23 protein-coding genes are annotated in these 22,119 nt (G+C 39.6%); 16 read left to right on the top strand and 7 right to left on the bottom strand.

From position 1 onward, the window contains the following. Position 1 precedes the first annotated feature (1 nt). Positions 2-2,161, bottom strand: a complete 2,160-nt coding sequence (gene fadB / locus P20495_RS04815) for a fatty acid oxidation complex subunit alpha FadB (RefSeq protein ID WP_008138043.1) — start codon at positions 2,159-2,161, stop codon at positions 2-4. A gap of 193 nt (positions 2,162-2,354) precedes the next feature. On the opposite strand from fadB, the gene P20495_RS04810 reads away from it, so the two are divergent. The 8 genes from P20495_RS04810 to P20495_RS04775 all read left to right on the top strand — a co-directional run bounded on the left by P20495_RS04810 (position 2,355) and on the right by P20495_RS04775 (position 10,134). Further along, positions 2,355-4,241, top strand: coding sequence for a transglycosylase SLT domain-containing protein (locus P20495_RS04810; RefSeq protein WP_008138044.1), 1,887 nt, complete (start codon positions 2,355-2,357; stop codon positions 4,239-4,241). A gap of 275 nt (positions 4,242-4,516) precedes the next feature. Further along, positions 4,517-5,839: a Xaa-Pro dipeptidase gene (pepQ, locus tag P20495_RS04805; RefSeq protein WP_007377641.1), complete on the top strand. Its 1,323-nt coding sequence runs from the start codon at positions 4,517-4,519 to the stop codon at positions 5,837-5,839. An 88-nt stretch (positions 5,840-5,927) separates the two neighbouring features. Then, positions 5,928-6,542 (top strand): YigZ family protein, encoded by a 615-nt coding sequence (locus tag P20495_RS04800; protein ID WP_008138046.1) that lies wholly within the window; start codon positions 5,928-5,930, stop codon positions 6,540-6,542. Between the two features lie 96 nt (positions 6,543-6,638). After that, positions 6,639-8,090 carry a TrkH family potassium uptake protein gene (locus tag P20495_RS04795; protein WP_007377639.1) on the top strand — a complete coding sequence of 484 codons (1,452 nt, stop codon included), beginning with the start codon at positions 6,639-6,641 and terminating at the stop codon, positions 8,088-8,090. Between the two features lie 43 nt (positions 8,091-8,133). Continuing rightward, positions 8,134-8,787, top strand: coding sequence for a flagellar brake protein (locus P20495_RS04790; protein ID WP_008138049.1), 654 nt, complete (start codon positions 8,134-8,136; stop codon positions 8,785-8,787). 466 nt (positions 8,788-9,253) lie between these two features. Continuing rightward, positions 9,254-9,466 carry an EF-hand domain-containing protein gene (locus tag P20495_RS04785; RefSeq protein ID WP_008138052.1) on the top strand — a complete coding sequence of 71 codons (213 nt, stop codon included), beginning with the start codon at positions 9,254-9,256 and terminating at the stop codon, positions 9,464-9,466. Between the two features lie 138 nt (positions 9,467-9,604). Continuing rightward, positions 9,605-9,817, top strand: a complete 213-nt coding sequence (locus P20495_RS04780; RefSeq protein WP_007377636.1) for a calmodulin — start codon at positions 9,605-9,607, stop codon at positions 9,815-9,817. A gap of 101 nt (positions 9,818-9,918) precedes the next feature. Next, complete coding sequence (locus P20495_RS04775) at positions 9,919-10,134, top strand: calmodulin (RefSeq protein ID WP_007377635.1); 216 nt, start codon at positions 9,919-9,921, stop codon at positions 10,132-10,134. A gap of 76 nt (positions 10,135-10,210) precedes the next feature. Here P20495_RS04775 and trkA read toward each other — a convergent pair whose 3' ends face one another. The 4 genes from trkA to def form a co-directional block, all read right to left on the bottom strand. Further along, positions 10,211-11,587, bottom strand: a complete 1,377-nt coding sequence (gene trkA / locus P20495_RS04770) for a Trk system potassium transporter TrkA (RefSeq protein ID WP_007377634.1) — start codon at positions 11,585-11,587, stop codon at positions 10,211-10,213. A gap of 76 nt (positions 11,588-11,663) precedes the next feature. Further along, entirely contained in the window at positions 11,664-12,959 is a 1,296-nt protein-coding gene (gene rsmB, locus P20495_RS04765; RefSeq protein ID WP_008138055.1) for a 16S rRNA (cytosine(967)-C(5))-methyltransferase RsmB, read from the bottom strand. Next, positions 12,952-13,905, bottom strand: a complete 954-nt coding sequence (gene fmt / locus P20495_RS04760; RefSeq protein ID WP_008138058.1) for a methionyl-tRNA formyltransferase — start codon at positions 13,903-13,905, stop codon at positions 12,952-12,954. The genes rsmB and fmt overlap by 8 nt, the downstream gene beginning before the upstream one ends. Before the next feature lie 21 nt (positions 13,906-13,926). After that, on the bottom strand, positions 13,927-14,433 hold the full coding sequence (def, locus tag P20495_RS04755) for a peptide deformylase (RefSeq protein WP_007377631.1): 507 nt from the start codon (positions 14,431-14,433) through the stop codon (positions 13,927-13,929). A 118-nt stretch (positions 14,434-14,551) separates the two neighbouring features. Here def and P20495_RS04750 point away from each other — a divergent pair, with 118 nt between their 5' ends. From P20495_RS04750 to hemF, 6 genes are all read left to right on the top strand, one after another. After that, on the top strand, positions 14,552-15,673 hold the full coding sequence (locus P20495_RS04750; protein ID WP_008138060.1) for a LysM peptidoglycan-binding domain-containing protein: 1,122 nt from the start codon (positions 14,552-14,554) through the stop codon (positions 15,671-15,673). 31 nt (positions 15,674-15,704) lie between these two features. Beyond that, a complete protein-coding gene (gene dprA, locus P20495_RS04745) occupies positions 15,705-16,796 on the top strand; it encodes a DNA-processing protein DprA (protein ID WP_008138061.1) in 1,092 nt (363 codons plus the stop codon). Between the two features lies 1 nt (position 16,797). Continuing rightward, positions 16,798-17,271: a DUF494 family protein gene (locus P20495_RS04740; RefSeq protein ID WP_004335158.1), complete on the top strand. Its 474-nt coding sequence runs from the start codon at positions 16,798-16,800 to the stop codon at positions 17,269-17,271. Positions 17,272-17,385: 114 nt separating this feature from the next. Next, on the top strand, positions 17,386-17,961 hold the full coding sequence (locus tag P20495_RS04735; protein ID WP_008138064.1) for a type I DNA topoisomerase: 576 nt from the start codon (positions 17,386-17,388) through the stop codon (positions 17,959-17,961). Positions 17,962-17,986: 25 nt separating this feature from the next. Continuing rightward, positions 17,987-18,550 (top strand): L-threonylcarbamoyladenylate synthase, encoded by a 564-nt coding sequence (locus tag P20495_RS04730; protein WP_007377625.1) that lies wholly within the window; start codon positions 17,987-17,989, stop codon positions 18,548-18,550. Position 18,551: 1 nt separating this feature from the next. Then, positions 18,552-19,502, top strand: a complete 951-nt coding sequence (gene hemF / locus P20495_RS04725) for an oxygen-dependent coproporphyrinogen oxidase (protein ID WP_007377624.1) — start codon at positions 18,552-18,554, stop codon at positions 19,500-19,502. Positions 19,503-19,563: 61 nt separating this feature from the next. On the opposite strand, the gene P20495_RS04720 is transcribed toward hemF, so the two are convergent. Next, a complete protein-coding gene (locus tag P20495_RS04720) occupies positions 19,564-20,001 on the bottom strand; it encodes a group II truncated hemoglobin (RefSeq protein ID WP_004335148.1) in 438 nt (145 codons plus the stop codon). A 53-nt stretch (positions 20,002-20,054) separates the two neighbouring features. On the opposite strand from P20495_RS04720, the gene aroE reads away from it, so the two are divergent. Next, positions 20,055-20,879 (top strand): shikimate dehydrogenase, encoded by an 825-nt coding sequence (gene aroE / locus P20495_RS04715; RefSeq protein WP_008138067.1) that lies wholly within the window; start codon positions 20,055-20,057, stop codon positions 20,877-20,879. After that, positions 20,876-21,130 (top strand): DUF1488 family protein, encoded by a 255-nt coding sequence (locus tag P20495_RS04710; RefSeq protein ID WP_007377622.1) that lies wholly within the window; start codon positions 20,876-20,878, stop codon positions 21,128-21,130. Before aroE ends, P20495_RS04710 begins: the two co-directional genes overlap by 4 nt. Here P20495_RS04710 and P20495_RS04705 read toward each other — a convergent pair. Beyond that, the gene (locus P20495_RS04705; RefSeq protein ID WP_008138069.1) at positions 21,122-21,667 is read right to left on the bottom strand and encodes a gamma carbonic anhydrase family protein; all 546 of its coding nucleotides are present in this window, start codon (positions 21,665-21,667) and stop codon (positions 21,122-21,124) included. The genes P20495_RS04710 and P20495_RS04705 overlap by 9 nt on opposite strands. Positions 21,668-22,119: the final 452 nt, after the last annotated feature.

Below are 22,119 nucleotides of genomic sequence, written 5' to 3' on the forward strand. Positions count from 1 at the left end.
ATTAACCTTCCACCTTATAGAAAACACGACCTTCTTCGGCCCACTTGCGAGTTTGCTCAGATACTTGGTAAATCGCACCTAGGTGAGCGTATTTGTCTGCTGCTGCAACAAAGTTAGCTAAACCAGTTTGATCTAAGTAACGGAACGCGCCGCCTCTAAATGGAGGGAAACCAACACCGTAAACTAATGCCATATCTGCTTCTTGCGGCGAGGCAACAATGCCTTCTTGCAAGCACAGTAGCACTTCGTTGATCATTGGAATCATACAACGGTCGATGATTTCTTGTTTATCAAATTCTTTTGGTGCGTCTGTAATTGGGCTTAATAGCTCAATTGCTGTCTCGTCATGAGACTTTTTAAGACGACCGCGACGATCTGTTTCGTATTTGTAAAAACCGGCTTTGTTCTTTTGACCAAAACGTTTTTCGTTGGCAAAAATAGTCACAGGGTCTTTATCAGCACGCGCCATACGCTCAGGGAAACCGTCAGCCATTACGCCAGTACAATGGAACGCTGTATCAATACCTACAACATCAAGTAGGTAAGCCGGACCCATAGGCCAGCCAAATACGTTTTCCATTACTTTATCTACTTTTGCAAAGTTAGCGCCTTCAACCACTAATTTGCTAAAACCTGCAAAGTAAGGGAATAAAACACGGTTTACAAAAAAGCCTGGGCAATCGTTAACAACAATTGGTGATTTACCTAATTTAAGCGCGTAATCAACTACTGCATTGATTGTTTTATCTGAGGTTTTTGCACCACGGATAATTTCTACTAATGGCATTTTTGGCACTGGATTGAAAAAGTGCATACCACAGAAATTTTCTGGCTTATCTAGCGCTTGTGCTAGTAAATCAATACAAATAGTTGATGTGTTTGAAGTAAGTACAGTGCCTTCTGGCATGGTCTTTTCAAGATCAGCGAGTACTGCTTGCTTAACTTTAGGGTTTTCTACAACGGCTTCAACAATAATGTCGGCACTTTGTAGGTCTGACGCGTTAAGTGTTGGCTTAATTTTGCTAAGTGTTGCCAACATTTTTTCCATTGGCATGTGGCCACGCTTAACTTTTGCACCTAATAACTTAGACGCTTCACCCATACCTAAATCAAGCGCATCTTGTTGGATGTCTTTCATTATAATAGGTGTACCTTTATAAGCAGACTGGTATGCAATACCGCCACCCATAATACCAGCACCTAATACAGCGGCTTGCTTAATTTCTACATCGCTGTGCTTAGCAAATTTACGTGCTTTGCCTTTAATGTATTGGTCAGCTAGGAATATACCTGTTTGTGCAGCTGCTTCTGGTGTACGTGCTAATTTAGCAAAGTTGGCATTTTCGATTGCCATTGCTTCATCGCGAGTACAGTTTGCCGCTGCTTTAATAGTACGTACAGCCATAACCGGTGCAGGATAGTGGCCTTTGGTTTTACCCATTACCATACCTTCTGCCATAGCAAAGCTCATGCCTTGCTCAACACGGTTTAATTTAAGTGGCTGTAGTTTTACGTTACGTTTTGCTTGCCAATCTAGCTTGCCAGCAATCGCTAGTTCAAGTGTTGATACGCTTGACTCTAGAAGTTTGTCAGCACTAACTACCGCGTCAAACGCACCTACTTTAAGGGCATCTGCTGCGCGGTTTTCTGCGCCTGAGGTAATCCACATCATCGCGTTATCGGCGCCAATGATGCGTGGTAAGCGCACTGTGCCACCAAACCCTGGCATTATGCCAAGTTTAACTTCTGGTAGGCCCATTTTAGCTGTTTCGCTTGCTACACGATAGTCGGTAGCAAGTGCCCACTCACAACCACCGCCAAGTGCCATACCGTTTATAGCGCTTAGAGTTGGGAATGGTAAATCTTCAATTGCATCAAAAACGTCGGTTGCGTTTTTGATCCACACTACTAATTCTTCTTCAGGTTTAGTAAATGTAGGTAAAAATTCGAAGATATCGGCACCAATAATAAAGTGCTCTTTATCACTGGTAAAAATCATGCCTTTGATATCAGTATTGGCGGCTAATTCTTTTAATGCTGCTGCGCAATCTGAAAGAGTTTTTTGAGATAATGTGTTTACAGAACCTGCAACACAAAACTTAAACTCGGCGATGTTTTCCTTTAGGAAGCTAACTTCAAAGGAATCGCTTTTATATAACATTATTATTCTCCCTAGTTGACGAACTAAGACTGGTACGATGAGTTTGCATTTCAATCAGTGTGCTTGCTTTAAATTAAAAATGCAACGAAAAATTTAACTCGGTTACAATCGACTGGTTAAAATATAGCTGGTTTGGTGCTAAGGTGGTTGAAAAGTTTTTATTCACTACTTTAATTTTTTATTAAAGGACATTATGAAAAAATATTTATTAAGCATTGCGGCAGCTGCATTCATTTTCCCTCTTCATTCTGCCGAGGCAAGTATTGATAACGATGCATTTTTAGATGCTGAAAAAAAAGTCCGTCATGGAAGTTATCAAGATTTTAAACAAGCGGTTAGTAACCTTAACCATCCGTTAAAGCCGTATGTTGAAAAAACGTATTGGCAACGACATCCTAATATTAAATACCAGTCAGAAATAGAAAACTATTTAACTATTTATCAGCATACGCCCCTTGAATGGCCGGTGCGTAAAGCATGGTTAGCGTATTTAAAAAAGAAAAATAAAAAAGCGGCATATATTAATAATTACCGTGAAACATCAAATACAGAGCTTACGTGCACTTATTTGGATTTTCAGCTTGATTTAGGTGCACCTGAAAAAGCAATACTAAATCAAGTAACCGATCTATGGACTGTCGGAAAGTCGCAACCGCAAGAGTGCGACGAGCTTTTTTCAGTGTGGCGTAAAAAAGGTTACATGGATAAAGAAACTGTTTGGCAGCGAATTACGCTTGCAGCCGAAGGTGGCAAGCAAAGTTTATTACCTTACTTAAAAACGTTATTACCTAAAAATGAGCGCTACTTGGCTGATTTATATCTAGAGGTGCGTCGAGACCCTAGTGCTTCTGCTGGTTTATATCGATACAAAAAAAAATCAGCTAAAGAAGGGCAAATAGCAATTTATGGTGTTAAGCGTTTGGTTTGGCGCGATAAAGCACTCGCTTTAAAAGCATGGGAAAAGATAGAAAAAATATTTAAGTACAGCGACGAAGAAAAAGCGGATGTCTATTACACCTTTGCGTTGTCACTTGCTTCAAGTGGGCATAAGCAAGCGAGTTTTTGGCTAAATAAAGTGCCAAAAGAGCGACTAGACAGCAAGCTTATTCAATGGCAATTGGGCAATATGCTCAAAACCCAAGATTGGGAGGGGATTGCTGCATTTTTTACAGGGAAAGAAAATTTAAGCCTCGGCCAGCAATATTGGTTAGCTTATAGCTATGCACAACGTGGCGAGCAGCAAAAAGCAGACGATATTTGGAAAAAAGTAGCGACTAATCGTGATTATTATGGCTTTTTAGCTGCCGCACGCTTGGAGTTGCCAGTTGATTTAAATAATGAGCCTTTAATAGTTGATAAGGTACTGGTAGATAACGTTAGTAATGCACCAGGCTTTAAACGAGCAAAAGCGCTTTATGATCTTGAGCGCTTCACGTCGGCTCGCCGTGAGTGGAATTACTTAACTGATACCTCTAGTGATGAAGAAAAGCTAGCTGCATCACAACTATCTACAGATTTAGGCTGGCACGACAGTACCATTTTTACTTTAGCAAAAATTAAAGCGTGGGATAACGTAGATCAACGTTTTCCGTTTGCGTTTCAAGATGTATTTGAACGCTACAGTAAACGCAGCAAAATAGATGTGGCCTGGAGTATTGCTATTGCAAGGCGTGAAAGCTCTTTTGCCCCTGATGCACGCTCTCACGCTAATGCACGTGGTTTAATGCAATTATTGCCAAGTACGGCCAAATATGTAAATAAAGGCAGTGTGTCGAGTAATCGATTATATCAGCCTAAAACAAATATTAGGTTAGGTAGCAGTTATCTACAGTATTTAAAAAAGAAGAACCATGGCAACGAAATACTAGCAACGGCTTCATATAATGCAGGGTATCACCGTGTTAAACGCTGGCTACCTGATGAAGCTATTCCGGCTGAATTATGGGTGGAGCTTATTCCGTATCGTGAAACCCGTGATTATGTAAAAAATGTGTTTGCGTATCGTCAGGTTTACCATACTAGAATGGGCCGAGAAGGAAATGTTCTCGCGCCATTGCTTCAAATGAAAATGGGCGGTTAGTAAATATAAGTTTAAAGTGGGGGGGTATTTACATGCTAGATACCCCCTTTTTTGAGCGCTTTGCGGATAATACCAATTTTATTAAAACATGATCATTCTAGCGCATTAAATAACTCAATAACTACGTTAAAAATTATTTATATAGAACAACTATGTATCATAATTTTAGCCTTGTTATTAAGCTATTTTCTTATCGCTATAATAGATCATTAATTTAATGCAATTGGTATAAGTGGTAGACTCAGAGCAAGTTAAATTTAACAGATGGATTAACAATGGATAAATTAGCCGTTTTATACGCCGAACATATTGCAACACTGCAACAGCGTACTCGTACAATTTGTAATAGCGAAGGGTTAGAAGGATTAGTAATTCATTCAGGCCAAGCTAAGCGCCAGTTTTTAGATGATATGTATTATCCATTTAAAGTTAATCCACAGTTTAAAGCATGGTTACCGGTTATTGATAATCCTCATTGCTGGATTGTGGTAAATGGCAGCGACAAGCCAAAACTCATATTTTATCGTCCAGTAGATTTTTGGCATAAAGTGCCTGATGAGCCACGCGACTTTTGGGCCGAGTACTTTGATATAGAGCTACTACTTCAGCCTGATCAAGTAGAAAAGTTATTACCATACGATAAAGCTAAATATGCTTACATGGGTGAATACATTGAAGTAGCGCAAGCCCTTGGTTTTAGTATTATGAACCCTGAGCCTGTACTTAACTATTTTCATTACCACCGCGCTTATAAAACGCAGTACGAACTTGAATGTTTACGCAACGCTAACCGCATTGCAGTAGATGGGCATAAAGCTGCACGCGATACATTTTTTAATGGTGGTAGCGAGTTCGACATTCAGCAAGCGTATTTAATGGCGACACGCCAAAGCGAAAATGAAATGCCGTACGGCAACATTGTTGCGCTTAACGAAAACTGCGCTATTTTGCATTACACGCACTTTGATCCAAAAGCGCCACACACTCATAACTCATTTTTAATTGATGCCGGTGCAAACTTTAATGGTTATGCCGCTGATATTACTCGTACGTATGATTTTAAAAAGCAAGGTGAGTTTGCTGAGCTTGTACAAGCGATGACGGTTCAACAAATCGAGTTAGGTAAAGGTTTAAAGCCGGGTATGCTTTATGGTGATTTACACGTTGAATGCCATAACCGTATCGCACAAATACTCAGTGACTTTAAAATTGTTAACCTACCCGCGACAGAAATTGTTGAGCGTAAAATTACCTCTACTTTCTTCCCGCATGGACTAGGACATCACCTAGGTTTACAAGTGCATGATATGGGCGGTTTTATGAGTGACGAAAAGGGCACACATCAACCATCGCCTGAAGGGCATCCGTTCTTGCGTTGTACTCGCCTGATCGAAAAAAACCAAGTGTTTACTATTGAGCCTGGTTTATACTTTATTGATTCACTGCTTGGTGATTTAGCGCAAACCGATAATAAGCAGTTTATTAACTGGGAAAAGGTAGAGTCATTTAAACCATTTGGCGGCATTCGTATTGAAGATAACATTATTGTTCACGAAGATAGCTTAGAAAATATGACACGAGATTTAGCGCTCGATTAATTCTAGTTAACACCAATTAGTTTATACACGTTAAAATACGTACATTATTTAAAGGGGCCTTTTGGCCCCCTTTTTACAAGTTTAAAATATGTCTGAATATAAATACCCTGCTGCTGACGTTTTTCATCAAGAAGAAATTAAAAAAAGTACGTTTATAGTCCACATTGCACACACCCCCGATTTAAATTCAGCTAAAGCATTTATTAAAAGCATTGAAGAAAAGTATAGCGATGCGCGTCATAACTGTTGGGCACATGTGGCAGGCAACCCCGGTGGCAGCCATGTTTATGGTTTTTCGGACGATGGTGAACCAAATGGCACTGCAGGAAAGCCTATGTTAAATGTGCTGGTGGGTTCAGGCCTTGGCGAAATCACAGCTGTCGTCACACGTTACTTTGGCGGCATAAAATTAGGCACTGGCGGACTAGTACGTGCTTATGGTGGCTCACTAAACAATGCGTTAGTGAAGTTGCAAACAGTGCTTAAAGTTCCCAGTGTTGAAATTACAGGGGGTAGCGAGTACAGCATGCAAGGCGCGATTGAGCAGTTATTAAAAACAAAGTATCAAGTGCTTAATATTGATAAGCAATTTACTGCTAATATTGAATGGGTGATTACAATAGATAGCCGCGAAGCGCAGCAAGCAATCAAAGATATTTTTGATTTAAGTCACGGCGCAGTTGAGTTAACGATTAAAGAGTAATAACCTACACAAATTGCATGTAATGCATATTCACTCTATTTAATTTGGTTGATACTACTCAACCTGAATTTACTAATAATAAAAGCGATAAGCTAAATGCAATTTCGTACCATCATAAAAATTCTTGGCCAACTCGTTGCGCTGTTTAGTATTACCATGGTGCCCCCAGCACTGGTGTCTTTAATATATAAAGACGGTGGTGGTGTTCCTTTTGTTTTAGCATTTATCTTTAGTGTTGTTATTGGCATGATGGCTTATTACCCAAACCGTCATGAAAATGGTGACTTAAAAGCACGTGAAGGCTTTTTAATTGTTGTTTTGTTTTGGTTGGTACTTGGGGCATTTGCATCGTTACCGCTTATATTTTTACAAGAACCGAATTTATCGCTCGCTGATGCGGTATTTGAAGCATTTTCTGGCTTAACAACCACAGGCGCTACAGTGCTTACCGGTATTGAGTATTTACCCAAATCGGTGTTGTTTTATCGCCAGCAACTCCAGTGGTTTGGCGGTATGGGTATAATCGTACTCGCCGTCGCTATACTGCCTATGTTAGGCGTGGGTGGTATGCAGTTGTACCGCGCTGAAATTCCAGGCCCGGTAAAAGATTCAAAAATGACTCCACGGATTGCTGATACAGCTAAGCATCTTTGGTACATTTATGTGTCGCTTACGCTGACATGTATGCTCGCTTATTGGGCGGCAGGAATGAGCTGGTTTGATGCTATCTGCCATGCATTTTCTACAGTGGCGATAGGCGGCTTTTCTACTTATGACGCATCGATAGGTCACTTTGATAGCCCTGTCATTAACTTTATTTGTGTATTCTTTTTAATTATTGCTGCAATTAATTTTTCGCTACATTATGCCGCTGTATCGAGCCGAAACGTAAGAGTTTATTTACGTGACCCTGAATTTAAAGTTTTCCTATGCATTCAGCTTGCACTTGTAGTTATTTGTTTTACGGTGCTTTCGTCAAATGAAATATATGCTAATGGCGACGAAACCCTCGATCAGGCTTTATTCCAAGCAGTATCAATGAGTACAACGGCAGGTTTTGCTACTGATAACTTTTCAACATGGCCTTTGTTTTTACCTATTTTACTTATATTTTCGAGCTTTATTGGTGGCTGTGCAGGCTCTACCGGTGGTGGTATGAAGGTCGTTCGCGTATTTTTACTTTATTTGCAGGGCGTGCGTGAGCTTAATCGTTTGGTGCATCCTCGTGCTATATATTCAATTAAGTTGGGTCGAAAGGCGTTGCCAGATAAAGTGGTAGAAGCTGTGTGGGGCTTTTTCTCTGCTTATGCGCTGGTGTTTATTATTATTATGTTAGCGCTTATGGGCACGGGTATGGATAACATAACGGCGTTCTCTGCCACTGCTGCTTGTTTAAATAATTTAGGTCCAGGTTTGGGTGATGTAGCATCGCATTATGGCGCGATAACTGATGGCGCTAAATGGTTACTTACTATTGCGATGGTGTTTGGCCGGTTAGAAATATTTACTTTACTTGTGTTATTTACGCCAACGTTTTGGCGTGGATAAAGCTAACTGTTTTATTTAAAAAATACATTACAAGGGAGAGAATATGCCAATAAGCAATCTTAATAATATAATTATTGGCAGCTTGGTCGATCTAGAAATTTTAACGCCTACCAGTAGTAAACGTATTAAGACTGAGATGGTGGGATTACTTGATGATAAATTTATTATTTTAAATTATCCAAGCTCAAAACGCTTACCTGCGGCAAGTGATTATTTACGTGACGGTATAACCGTTGTCGTGAGGGCTTTAATAGAAGGCAGCGGTGGGAAAGTAATTGCGTTTCGTCAGAAAATTATGTCTATTTCTTCTCATCCGGCTCGGCTTATTTTTATAAACTTTCCTGAACAGGTTCAGTTATTTAGTTTGCGTTCGCAAACGCGTATCCCTACTTTATTACCTGCAAAGCTAAAACTAAGTGACGACAGAGTACTCGAAGGTGTTATTAAAGATATCTCATTAACGGGAGTTATGTTTGATGTTAGAAGTAATAAAGAGCTTGAAAGTATAAAAGATATGCAATGTACTATTATGCTAGATAGCAGTGCGCAAAATTTTGAAGGCGAAGTGTGTAGCGTTAAAGAGCATGATGCGGGGATCAGATTTGGTATTAAACTATTAGCCAGTGAAGATGAAATGAATACCTTTATGAAAGAGCACTTTATTGATCCCTCCATGCTCGAATTCGAAGTCGGTTAAAAGAGATTTCGCTATTTTGCAACAAAATAGCGATTGCCTGCTTTATAGATGAAAATTATTTGGTTATTATTTTTAATAATTAAATAAATAATATAAAACAGTAGCTTAAAATAATAAAAGATTACCATAATCTAATTTCATGTAATAAACCCAACCAAAATAAAGCTGAATTTTTGCTTTAAACCTCATTTAAAATATCTAAATTCATAATTTGTGTTTTTTTAATCTAAATTAACCTCTTGTTTTTATTGTCTATTTTGTTTTTTCATATCGCTGTGTTGCTAAAAAGCAACAGGAAAGCACTTGAAATTTATCCACATCACGATTTTATACTGTTAACCACTTGAAAAATAACAGTTTTTAAAAGTTGGCACCTAAGTTGTAATAGTCATGGTGTACTGAACTTAAGCGTGATTTAAAGTAAGACACCTTAATCGCACACACATAAATTTGAAGGATACATATTATGAAACGCATTAATAAAGCACTAGCACTTATTGCATTAGCATCTTCTTCAGCCGCTTTTGCTGCAACAGACTTTGATACACTTGATGTAGACGGCAGTGGCACAATTAGCCAAGCAGAAGCATCAGTAGATGCAAAGTTAATGAGCATGTTCTCAGAACTTGATACTGACCAAAATGGTGAGTTATCAAAAGAAGAATTTTCAGAAGCTTAATTAACAAGTATTTATCCTGAGTTGCCAAAGACAACCTAAGTAGGCAAGGAGCTTACGAAAGAGGGTAACAAGGAAGTGAAAAATTACGCTTAAGCTAAACGAAGCAACTTTTTTGATAGAACATTGAAGGATTAAACTATGAAACATTTAAATAAAGCACTGGCACTTATAGCTATAGCGTCTTCTTCAGTTGTATTTGCAGCATCAGACTTTAATAGCCTTGATATAGATGGTAGCGGCACAATTAGCCCAAGTGAAGCGGCAGTCGACACCGATTTAATGGCTGAATTTATCGAGCTAGATACCGACGGTAGCGGTGAGCTTTCTAAAGAAGAGTTCGCTAATTACTAGTTAACCAGAGTTCAGGTTAATTAATCTTTTTTCAGATTAAACATTTTTCACAGTCAGGGATCTTTGAAAAGGACTTCCTCTTTATTATTTAGGAAATTATTATGAAAACATTAAACACAACACTGGCCGTCATCATTTTAGCATCGTCGTCAGCTGCGTATGCCGCCGTTGATTTTGCCTCTTTTGATATCGATAGTGACGGGGTTATCACCAAGCAAGAAGCGCAAGTTAACGCGCAGTTAGTGAAATTATTTGATGACTTAGACACTGACGGGAATGGTGAGCTTTCTAAAGAAGAGTTTGCAAAAGTACAGTAACTCTAAAATGATAATTAACACGCGATTATCAACGATTAAAGCCGCCTTCGCCAGCGGCTTTTTATACGTCATAAGACTACAAAAATATAGCACTTACCTGAAATAATTTTTCTACCACATTAATGTGTTTTTTATCGATTAAAAACATAATAACGTGATCGCCTGACATAATAATGGTGTCGTCATGAGCAATGAGTACGTCGTCATTTCGTACAATTGCCCCAATCGTTGTACCTGCAGGAAGTTTTATATCTGCAATAGCACGGCCAACCACCTTTGATGTATTCTCATCACCATGGGCTACCGCTTCAATCGCCTCTGCTGCACCTTTGCGTAATGAGTAGACGTTAACAATGTCGCCACGACGTACATGTGTTAGTAATGCCGAAATGGTGGCTTGTTGAGGAGATATGGCAATGTCTATTTCTCCCCCTTGTACTAAATCAACGTAAGCACCACGCTGAATAAGTACCATTGTTTTTTGTGCGCCCATACGTTTTGCAAGCATGGCTGACATAATATTTGCTTCATCGTCATTGGTTACGGCAATAAATACATCAACTTGATCAATATGCTCTTCTGAGAGTAATTCTTGATCTGATGCGTCACCACAAAATACAACTGTGTTATCTAGCATTTCTGAGAGTTGCTCAGCACGCTCTTTGCTACGCTCAATTAATTTAACTGTGTGGTTTTTTTCAAGTGAGCGGGCAAGGCCCGCGCCAATATTACCGCCACCCGCTATCATGATTTTTTTGTAAGAACGTTCAAGTTTTTGTAGTTCGTTCATTACTGCGCGTATATGTTTTGTAGCGGCAATAAAAAATACTTCGTCATCGGCTTCAATGACCGTTGTACCTAGTGGTTTGATTGCTTTACCTTGGCGGTAAATAGCGGCAACACGGGTTTCTACATTAGGGATGTGTTCTTTAAGTGCAGACAATGCATAACCGACGAGTAAACCGCCATAATAGGCTTTCACTGCAACTAACGAGAGCATGCCATCGGCAAACTGCAATACCTGTAATGCGCCAGGGTAGTCGATTAAGCGACGAATGTACTTGGTCACGAGTGCTTCTGGGGCAATGTAATGATCGATTGGCAAGTCGTCGTTCTGAAAAAGTTTCTCGCGGTATTTTAAATATTGCTCTGAGCGAATACGGGCAATTTTAGTGGGCGTTTTAAAAATACTGTACGCCACTTGGCATGCAACCATGTTTACTTCATCTGAACTGGTTACTGCAATAACCATATCGGCGTCTTCAGCTCCAGCTTGACGTAATACATCAGGATGCGCACTGTGTCCTACTACACCTTGTAAGTCGTACTTATCTTGAAGTTCACGTAATCGGTTACCATCTATATCAACGACTGTAATTTCATTCTGTTCGCCTACTAAATTCTCAGCGAGTGTTGCGCCTACTTGGCCAGCACCGAGTATGATTATTTTCATTATTTACCCGTGTTATAAGTAGCAATTAAGAGCCATTTTTAAATTATAAAAATGGCTAATTTACAGTTCATTAATTTTAGGTTTTTTTAACTAGCTTAGCGTAATAAAATCCATCGCTTTCGCCTGGTAGTAGCTGTAACCCTGGCATTGTAACGGTGTCTTTGTCATGCAGAGGAATGTGCTCTGCATCGTCATTATTAGCTAAAAACTTAGCTACTTGTTGCTGATTTTCTTGTGGAAGAACCGAACATGTAGCGTATACCAATGTACCACCTGGTTTTAAAAGTGGCCAAATACTATTGAGTATATCACCTTGAAGAGCGGCTAAATCAACAATGTCAGATGCGCGACGTAACCATTTTATATCTGGATGGCGGCGAATTACACCAGTGGCCGAACAAGGCACATCAAGCAAAATACGATCAAATAATTTTTCGTCCCACCAAGTATGTGGTTGCGAGGCATCACCACATTGCAAGTCTGCACCTAAGCCAATACGGGTAAGGTTTTGCTTAACACGTTCAAGTCGAGTTGAGTCGCTATCGAGTGCAAGTACGTCTGCGTCAGCAAGTTCTAATATGTGACAGGTTTTTCCGCCAGGTGCTGCACAGGCATCTAAAATAGTGTCATCAGCTTTAGGTTCTAAAAAGCGTGCTGCAAGTTGTGCTGCGGCATCTTGTACTGAACATGCACCTGTATCAAACTCTGGTAAGGAAAATACATCGCGTGGTTTAGCGAGCTTAATTCCGTCTATAAAGTCAGGATTTAAGGTATGTTCAATATCGTTCGCCGTTAGCATATCGCTGTATTCTTGCGTGCTATATTGTGCTTGATTCACACGTAACCACATAGGTGCTTGTTGTTGGTTTTCTGCAAGTATGTCTTCCCAACTATCTGGGTAGGCCTCTTTTACTTGTTTGATAAACCAATTAGGGTGGTTGTATAAACACACAGGGATAAGCTTCGCTTTTTCTTCAAGCTCAACTTGCTGGCGTTGAAAACTACGTAATATAGCGTTAATAAGCCCTTTTAAACCTAAAGCACGTAATTGAGCAAGTGCATTTACAGTTTCAGATATTGCTGCGTGCGGCGGTACACGCATGTGTTGTAGTTGATAAATACCTACATATAATAAAAATTGAAATATTCTGCGTTTACCTTTTAGTGGATCTTCCACTAAATGTTGGCAGTAGTTTTCAAGGCTAGGTAAGTAGCGTAAAACGCCATAACAAATTTGTTGTAGTAGCGCTTTGTCTTTTGGTGGTAAGCCTTGGCTAGCAAATGGCAGTTCTTGATTAAGCGAAGCGCCTTTATCAACTACGTTATATAAAGTTTCAGCGGCAAGCGCTCGTACGTTTTGAACATTACTCATTGTTTTCGCCTAATACTGTGCCAGGGGTAACCCAGTCACTACGACCATTTAAAAAGTCGTTAATTGCCATTGGTTTTTTACCTTGCGGTTGTAATTGCGTAATACATAAAGCATGTTCACCACACGCCACTACTACGCCATTTTTGTCGCTTGATAAAATTTGCCCAGGATTACCTGATTGCGAGGTAACCTGCGCTTGATAAATCTTTACTGTTTGCCCACTCATTTGAGTAAAGCACACAGGCCATGGGTTAAAAGAGCGAATGTTTCGCTCAATTTGCAGCGCACTCATGGACCAGTCTATATTAGCTTCCTCTTTAGAAAGCTTTTTAGCGTAGTTAGCAAGTTCATCGTTTTGAGGTTCAGGCGTGATCTCACCATTAGCTAATTTATTAATGGTTTCAATTAACGCATCTGGACCTAGCTCAGCAAGCTTGGTATATAAACTAGCGCTAGTTTCTGTCGTGCTAATAGGGCAGCGGCTTATATGTAGCATATCGCCGGTATCTAGCCCTTCATCCATTTGCATTATTGTTACGCCGGTTTGTTCATCACCTGCCCAAATTGCGCGTTGAATAGGTGCAGCACCGCGCCAGCGCGGTAATATAGAACCATGCACATTTAAACAACCTAAACGTGGAGCTTCTAAAATAGCTTTAGGTAAAATTAAGCCATACGCTACAACAATCATAATGTCGGCATTTAAGCTTGTTAGCTCTGCTAGTGCTTCATCATTTTTTAATGACTGTGGCTGAAAAACCGGTAAGTTGTGCTCAAGCGCTAGCGCTTTTACTTCACTGGCTTTTAATTTTTTACCACGACCGGCAGGGCGGTCTGGCTGGCTATATACACCCACTATTTGATGTTCGCTTTGTATTAGCGCTTGTAAATGACGTGCGGCAAAATCCGGCGTACCGGCAAATATAATGCGTAATGGTTGAGTCACTGAGTCTTCCTAAGGTGCTTATTACTGTTCTGCAAACTTGGCTTCTTTTTCAAGCTTTTTACGAATACGTTGGCGCTTTAATGGAGATAAGTAATCAATGAATAGCTTACCTTGAAGGTGATCTAGTTCATGTTGAATACAAATGGCCAGCAGTTCGTCTGCATCTAGTACAAACTCTTCACCGTTTTCGTTAAGTGCAGAGACTGTTACTGTTTCTGCGCGGTCAACTTTTGCATACGAGTTAGGTACTGATAAACAGCCTTCTTCGCTAATAGTTGAGCCATCTTTTTTGATGATTTGTGGATTAATTAATACCAGTGGCTCATCACGCTCTTCTGATACGTCAATAACAACAATTCGTTGATGAATATCTACTTGTGTAGCAGCAAGCCCTATACCATTTTCATCATACATAGTTTCCAGCATATCTTTAACAATTTGGCGTACTGTATCGTCAACTTGAGCAACTTCTTTTGCTATTGTACGTAAACGTTCATCTGGAAATCTTAAAACTTCTAACCTAGCCATAGTTACCTTTTTCACTTGTGCTTAATTTAGGGTATTGTATGCTCTTATTTTAGCCATTCACGTTCACCTTTAACAGGTTTTGGGCAATAATAATGAAAAAACAATACAAGGAAGCTCAATGAGATCCCCGTTAGTTGCAATCATGCTTGCATTAAGTGCTGCTTTTCCGGCAGTTGCAGATGTGTTGGAAATAAAAAAAGACGCGCCAAAACAGTATGTTGTAAAAAAAGGAGACACGCTCTGGGATATCTCTGGTATTTATTTAAATAAACCTTGGCTATGGCCAGAATTATGGCAAATGAATCCTCAAATAAACAACCCAAATCTTATTTACCCAGGGGATGCGCTAACATTAGTTTACGATGCAGACGGAAAACCTCGTTTAGTGATAAATAAAGCATACAGAAAGCTTTCTCCGCAGGGACGTATTACCCCTAAAGGTAAAAATGCAGTTACAACATTGCCACTTGAACTAATTAAACCTTACTTGACGTATGAGCAAGCAATTAATAGCGACGAAATAGATAATAAGCCATATGTTTTGGGCGCAAATCAAAATACTAAAACACAGACACTGGGTCATATTTTATATATAAATGGTGATTTAAAATTAAATCAGGCTTACGCCATTTACCATAAAGGCGAACCTTATGTTGATCCTAAAACAAATACTGCACTAGCTAATAAAGCAAGCTTTGTTGGGGTGGTACGTGTATTTAGGCGAGGGGATATCACCAACGGTGTGCCAGCTTCAGTAAGGGTTGAGTCGGTTAAGCGTGAAATTAAACAAGGCGATTTTTTATTACCTCTAATGCAGGGACAAATGTTGCCAGCATACTTTAATATGCACCGACCTAAACAGCCTGTTGAAGGTGCGGTCATTGCTTCTGCTAATCACAGTAGGGAATTCAGCACGATGGACATTGTGGTGCTAAACTTAGGTTCAGAACAACAAGTAGAACCAGGTCACATATTAGATATTGAACGTCAATCACCAGGTGTAATTGATGGACGGCGAGGGCCTCGTTATCCTGAAGACTCCAGTAGCTTTGAAAAACTGGTATCAGACACCAGTGAGTTTTTAGGCTTAGAAGCAGACGAAAACAGTACCGTTTGGACTATGCCTAAAGAAAAAGTTGGTGAGCTAATTGTCTTTAAAGTGTATGACAAAGTAAGTTATGCATTAATAACTAAAAACCAGCACCTAATTCGCATTGGAGATATTGCAGTTATTCATTAAGAAGTAGCGAGTCGGTGCTCTAGGAGAGTGCATGGATCAGTCATCTGGCAATCTAGCCCACTGGCTTGCCTTTTATATGTGTAAAGGGTTGGGTATAAAAACCCTTTTAGCACTATCTACAAACTATTCCCTTGGGTCGTTATTCGACTTATCTCATGACAAGCTTTTACAGCTTGGGTTAACCGCTAATCAAGCGAGTAATTTACTCAACACCAATTGGCAACAAGTCAGTCATTATGAGCAATTAATAGCGCTGAACAACATTACTGTTGTCTGTATTTTTGATGCGCTTTACCCAGAAGATCTCCGGCAGATTGCCAGTGCGCCTTTATTACTCTTTTGCAGGGGAGATGTCTCGTTATTATCAACGCCACAAATTGCAATTGTTGGCAGCCGTAATGCTACCCCTACCGGGCTTGAAATAGCCTCAGAATTTGCATACGAGTTAACTTTGGCGGGTATTACAGTTACTTCAGGTATGGCGCGAGGAATAGATGGTGCCGCACATAAAGGCTCTCTTGCTGGTACGGGGAAAACCATAGCGGTGCTTGGTACTGGGGTTGATATTTACTATCCCAAACGCCATAAACTATTAACAGACCAAGTTTTAGAAAGCGGTTTGCTGGTGAGTGAGTTTTTACCAGGCACAGCTGCTCATGCGCATAACTTTCCGCGCCGTAATCGTATTATTTCTGGGTTATCGTTAGGAGTGCTTATTGTTGAAGCTGAAATTAAAAGTGGTTCGTTAATTACAGTACGCTATGCGCTTGAACAAAATAAAGAGGTATTTGCAGTACCGGGTTCTATTAAAAACCCGTTAGCGCAGGCAAGTCACTTTTTAATAAAGCAAGGTGCTAAGCTGGTAGAAAACGTGGCTGACATTCTTGATGAGGTGAGTTTCACTTACGACAATAATGTATTTAATAAAGAGCAGCCGATTCAAGCCAATTCTCAATGTGAGGTTTTAAATAGTATTGGCTTTGAAGTAACCAGTGTAGATGACATTGTGCGTCGTGCGCAGTGGCCAATAGATAAAGTACTCAGTAGGTTGCTCGATTTAGAATTAGACGATCAGATTGAGCGAGTGTTAGATGGTTACATCAAGTTAAGCGCAGGAAGGTAATATGTTTGATATTCTTTTGTATCTTTTTGAAAATTACATTCATAGCGAAGCGGATATATTTGCCGAGCAAAATGAGCTAACCGATGAGCTACTGCGTGCGGGCTTTAATAAGCCTGAGATATTTAAAGCTCTTGATTGGTTAGAGCAACTAGCTGATTTACAACACAGCGATGAGTCTCCTTATCTTATTGCTAACCCTAAAGATGCTGTGCGTATATTTACCGATAGTGAATGCCAAAGGCTCAGTGCTGAGTGTCGTGGCTTTTTAATGTTTATTGAGCAAATTGGCGTAATTAACAATGTAACACGTGAAATGGTAATGGACTGTTTAGCCTCTCTCGATAAACCAACTATAAGCCTAGAAGACTTAAAGTGGATTGTACTTATGATCTTGTTTAACGTTCCAGGCTCTGAAGAGGCATATGAGCAAATGGAAGATTTGATTTTTGATGAACCCAGCGAACTTCTTCATTAGAGATAATTATCTTAATTGTACTCAAATTACTTAAAAGGATAAGCACGGCATTGCTTGTATCTTTAAGTGGTTTGGGTATATTAGGCGAAAATTCACCAACCTATTAGGATCACCATGAGTAAAATCGACCATTCGCTTTTCTCGGCGAACAAGCACGCCCTCGAAAAAGAATACGAGATATGCCCACAGTGTGGTTCAGAGTTAGTGATCCGCAATAGTAAATCAGGCCCTTTTTTAGGATGCGCAAGTTATCCAAAATGCGACTTTATTAGGCCGCTAGCACATCACGACAGTAACGAAATCAAAATATTAGAAGATTCAGCATGTCCTGAGTGTAGCAAACCGCTGGTGGTTAAAAATGGCCGCTATGGTATGTTTATTGGGTGTACGGGTTATCCAGAGTGTCATTATATTGCTAACGAAAATGAAGAAAAGCAAAGCGAAGATACTTTGCCTAGTTGCCCTAAATGCAAAAAAGGTCATTTAGTCGCGCGTAGTAATAAGTTTGGTAAAGTATTTTATTCTTGTGATTGCTATCCAAGTTGCAAATACACGCTTAATAATAAACCGGTTGAACATCCGTGTCCTGAATGTGACTGGCCTATTGTCATAGAAAGAAATATGGCAAATGGCACATTATTGCAATGCCCACAAAAAAGCTGCATGCATAAGCTCACCCCAACTGAATAACGTTTAATTATATCTGGAGACTACTTTGTCAGACCTTTCAAATACGCCCACTGCAATAACATGCTTAACGCAAGGCGAAGTTATTTTATACCCAACAGAAGCTGTATATGGTTTAGGTTGTGATCCAGATAATCAACAAGCCGTTGAAGCACTATTAGCTATTAAGCAGCGCCCGGTTGAAAAAGGGCTAATTTTAATCGCTGATAACTACGGACAATTATTAAAATACGTAGATGATGCAAAAATACCAATGGATAAACGCGCTGATATTTTTTCGAGTTGGCCTGCTGCAATTACATGGGTGATGCCTGCATCTAAAAATACGCCTAAATGGCTCACAGGGCAGTTTGATACCATTGCAGTAAGAGTAACAAACCATCCAACAGTAAAACGCTTGTGCCAAGAGTTTGGTAAGCCACTAGTATCAACCAGTGCAAACTTAACCGGTCAAGAAACGGTAATTAGTATTGATCAAGCCAAAGCGCAATTTACAGAACAAGTTGGCTTTTACGTTGACGAGGCGTTAGGTGGCAATACTCAACCAAGCACAATAAAAGACGCCATGACGGGCAAAATATTTAGAGGTTAATATGCAAAGCGAATTATTAGATCAAGTAAAAGCATACTTTATGGCTTTGCAAGACACTATTTGCAAAGGTTTGGAGGCTGCAGATGGCAGTGCTAAATTTATAGAAGATAACTGGCAGCGAGCAGAAGGCGGTGGTGGTCGTACACGTGTAACCACAAATGGCACTGTAATAGAGCAAGGTGGAGTTAATTACTCTCATGTATTTGGCGCCTCAATGCCTGGTTCAGCAACAGCACACAGACCAGAGCTTGCAGGACGTAGCTTTCATGCGTGTGGTGTGTCGTTAGTTATTCACCCTAAAAACCCTCATGTACCAACAAGTCATGCCAATGTGCGCTTTTTTATAGCTGAAAAAGAAGGCGAAGAGCCAATATGGTGGTTTGGTGGCGGGTTTGATCTCACTCCTTTTTATCCAGTATTAGAAGACGTACAGCATTGGCATCAAGTTGCTCACGACATTTGTGCGCCATTTGGTAGTGAAGTTTATCCAAAATATAAAACATGGTGCGACGAGTATTTTTATTTAAAGCACAGAGACGAGACGCGCGGAGTAGGCGGTTTGTTTTTTGACGATTTAAACGAACTTGGTTTTGAAAAAAGTTTTGCGTTTATGCAATCGGTTGGTAATGGCTTTTTAGATGCCTATTTACCTATTATTGAACGTCGTAAAAATGACGAATACACAGAGCAACAACGTGATTTTCAGCTTTATCGTCGCGGACGTTATGTAGAGTTTAATTTAGTATGGGATAGAGGTACGTTGTTTGGGCTACAAAGTGGCGGGCGTACAGAATCTATATTAATGTCTATGCCACCACTTGCACGCTGGGAATATAATTATAAACCAGAACCAAGTAGCCCAGAAGCTAACCTATATCAGTATTACTTACGCCCGCAAGAGTGGTTAACTAGCCAGTCTAATGAATTAATCGCCAGAGAATGGCAATTATAACAATTACACAGTAATCAAAAAGGCGCTAATTAGCGCCTTTTGCATTATGCTAAATATAAATTTAATGCTGATTGATCATGTGCGTTGCTAGTTGAGAGAATGATTGTTTTAATCCTTCACGTAACAACGGATTGTCTATTTCTATATCCAACGTTTTATTCATGCAGTACATCCACTGATCGCGCAATGCTTTGTCTACAGTAAAAGGCATATGGCGTTTACGTAGCATTGGCTGACCATGTTTTTCTGTAAATAGGTTTGGCCCGCCTAACCAACCAGATAAAAATTCAAAAAATACTTGGCGAATTCGATCTAATGGCAGAGGATGCATATCATATAACGGTTTAGCGTATTCATCTGACTCCATTATGTCGTAGAATCGGTTGGAAATAGCACGCGCCCCTTTCTCTCCACCTATTATTTCATACGGTGTTTTTTCAGGAGTAGGAGCCTGTTGCTCAGGAGCTGGCTTAGATTTAGAAAAAAGTCGTTTAATCATATTACTTATCATCGTTAATAGGCAGTATATAGCTGCAAAGAGGTTGCTTTAAAATGGACAAATATGCGGTTTTTGGAAATCCAATTAAACATTCAAAATCCCCCGCGATACATAAACAATTTGCTGTATCACTGGGTGAGCAAATCGACTATCGCGCAATATTAGCACCTATCGATAACTTTGAAAAAACAGTATTGTCTTTTTTTGAGCAAGGTGGTGTGGGTGCTAACGTTACAATGCCATTTAAAGAGCAAGCCTATGCAATGGCCGATGAGCTTACGCCATTAGCTAAAATTGTAGGGGCTGTTAATACATTAAAAAAACGAGATGATGGCACATTACTCGGTGATAACACCGATGGTGTGGGCTTTGTAAATGATTTACTTGCTAATAAAGTAGCCATAATTGATAAACGTATTTTAATTATTGGCGCGGGCGGTGCAGCTCGAGGCGTTATTTTACCTTTGCTAGAGCATAACCCTCAGGAAATAATAATCGTTAATCGCACAGCACAAAAAGCCAAAGAACTCGCAAAACTGTTTATTCAATATGGAGCTGTATCTGGTTTTGGTTTTGATGATTTACCAGTAAGCGATTACTCACTAATTATAAACTCTACCTCTAGCAGTATGAATAACGAACTTCCAGCTCTTGATGAAAAACACATAACTAACTGTGAAGTCGCTTATGACATGTTTTATTCACTGCAAAATACCATTTTTATGAATTGGATTGCACAGCATAATATTAACGCTAAGCTTTTAGATGGCAGCGGTATGTTAGTTGGTCAAGCTGCTCAAGCATATTATGTATGGCGTAATAAAATGCCAGAAATACTTCCCGTAGTGGATGCGCTCAAACAAGGAACGCTTAAATGAATCAGGCAATACAGTTTATAGATAGGCTCGAATTTAGAGAGCCCGATCATCAGCTAGTTTTTTTTGCACAAGTTAGTGGCATGCTGGTGGAATGTATAATAGAAGTAAATACACTTAAATTAACAGACGAAAGTCACGCAACAGAATATTTTGAACAGTATCGTTTTGATTATGAAGAACGTGCCGAGGAGCTTATCGAAGAAGAAAGCTATAACTCGGCAGGCCAAATTGAAGTAAGTTTATTAACTTAAATTAGCTATTTCAGCTAAGTATTCATCTTTAAGTGACACATAGTTATCGGCAGATATTTTTAAAAAGGCAAGTTCTTGCTCTGTAAGAGGGCGGGCTTGCTTAGCCGGACTTCCTACATATAAGTAACCAGACTCTAAACGTTTGTTTGGTGGTACTAAAGAGCCGCCACCTATAATTACATCGTCTTCAACAACCACGTTATCCATAATAATAGCGCCCATACCTACTAGTATACGGTTTCCTAATACACATCCGTGCAGCATTACCTTATGACCAACAGTTACATCGTCACCTATAATTAGTGGATAACCATCAGGGTTGCTTTTAGTTGCACGAGATAAATGCAATACACTGCCATCTTGTATATTGGAGCGCTTACCAATACGTATATAGTTAACATCACCACGTGCAGCTACTAACGGCCACACACTACTATTATCATCTAAAGTAATATCACCAACCAAAACTGAAGACTCATCAATATAAACAGACGAATTAAACGAAGGTGTTATACCTTTATAAGAACGGATTGCCATATTTAGTACCTTTTAGATAATAGTTATTAGCTTTGAGTGTATCAGCAAGGTGGTTTTTGTACCATACAGTGCACTGTTTGGTTACAAAACTATCAGTTTCAGGGTGTTTAGTTCAGATACTGACCGAACAGCATCTTTTTTTACTTTTTCTTTAAAAAAGTACTTGCGTAAAAATCTGTTCTCCCTATAATGCGACCCCACTGAGACGGGAAACGCTGAAGCATAGCAAAGCACGAACTGCTCACAGAGTTAAATAAAACTTCGGTTTTGAATCTTCTAAAAAGAAAGTTTAAAACTAAGTATTGACTCGAAAAATAAAGGGTGTATTATTCGCATCCCTTGAGACGCTAAAGCGACTCAAAACGTTCTTTAACAATATAAAGCAATCATCTGTGTGGGCACTCGTACAGATTGAGTTCTAACAGTCAAACTACTTAGGTAGCGAGGCAAAA

Source organism: Pseudoalteromonas sp. BSi20495 (genome assembly GCF_000241185.1).
GTDB lineage: Bacteria > Pseudomonadota > Gammaproteobacteria > Enterobacterales > Alteromonadaceae > Pseudoalteromonas > Pseudoalteromonas fuliginea.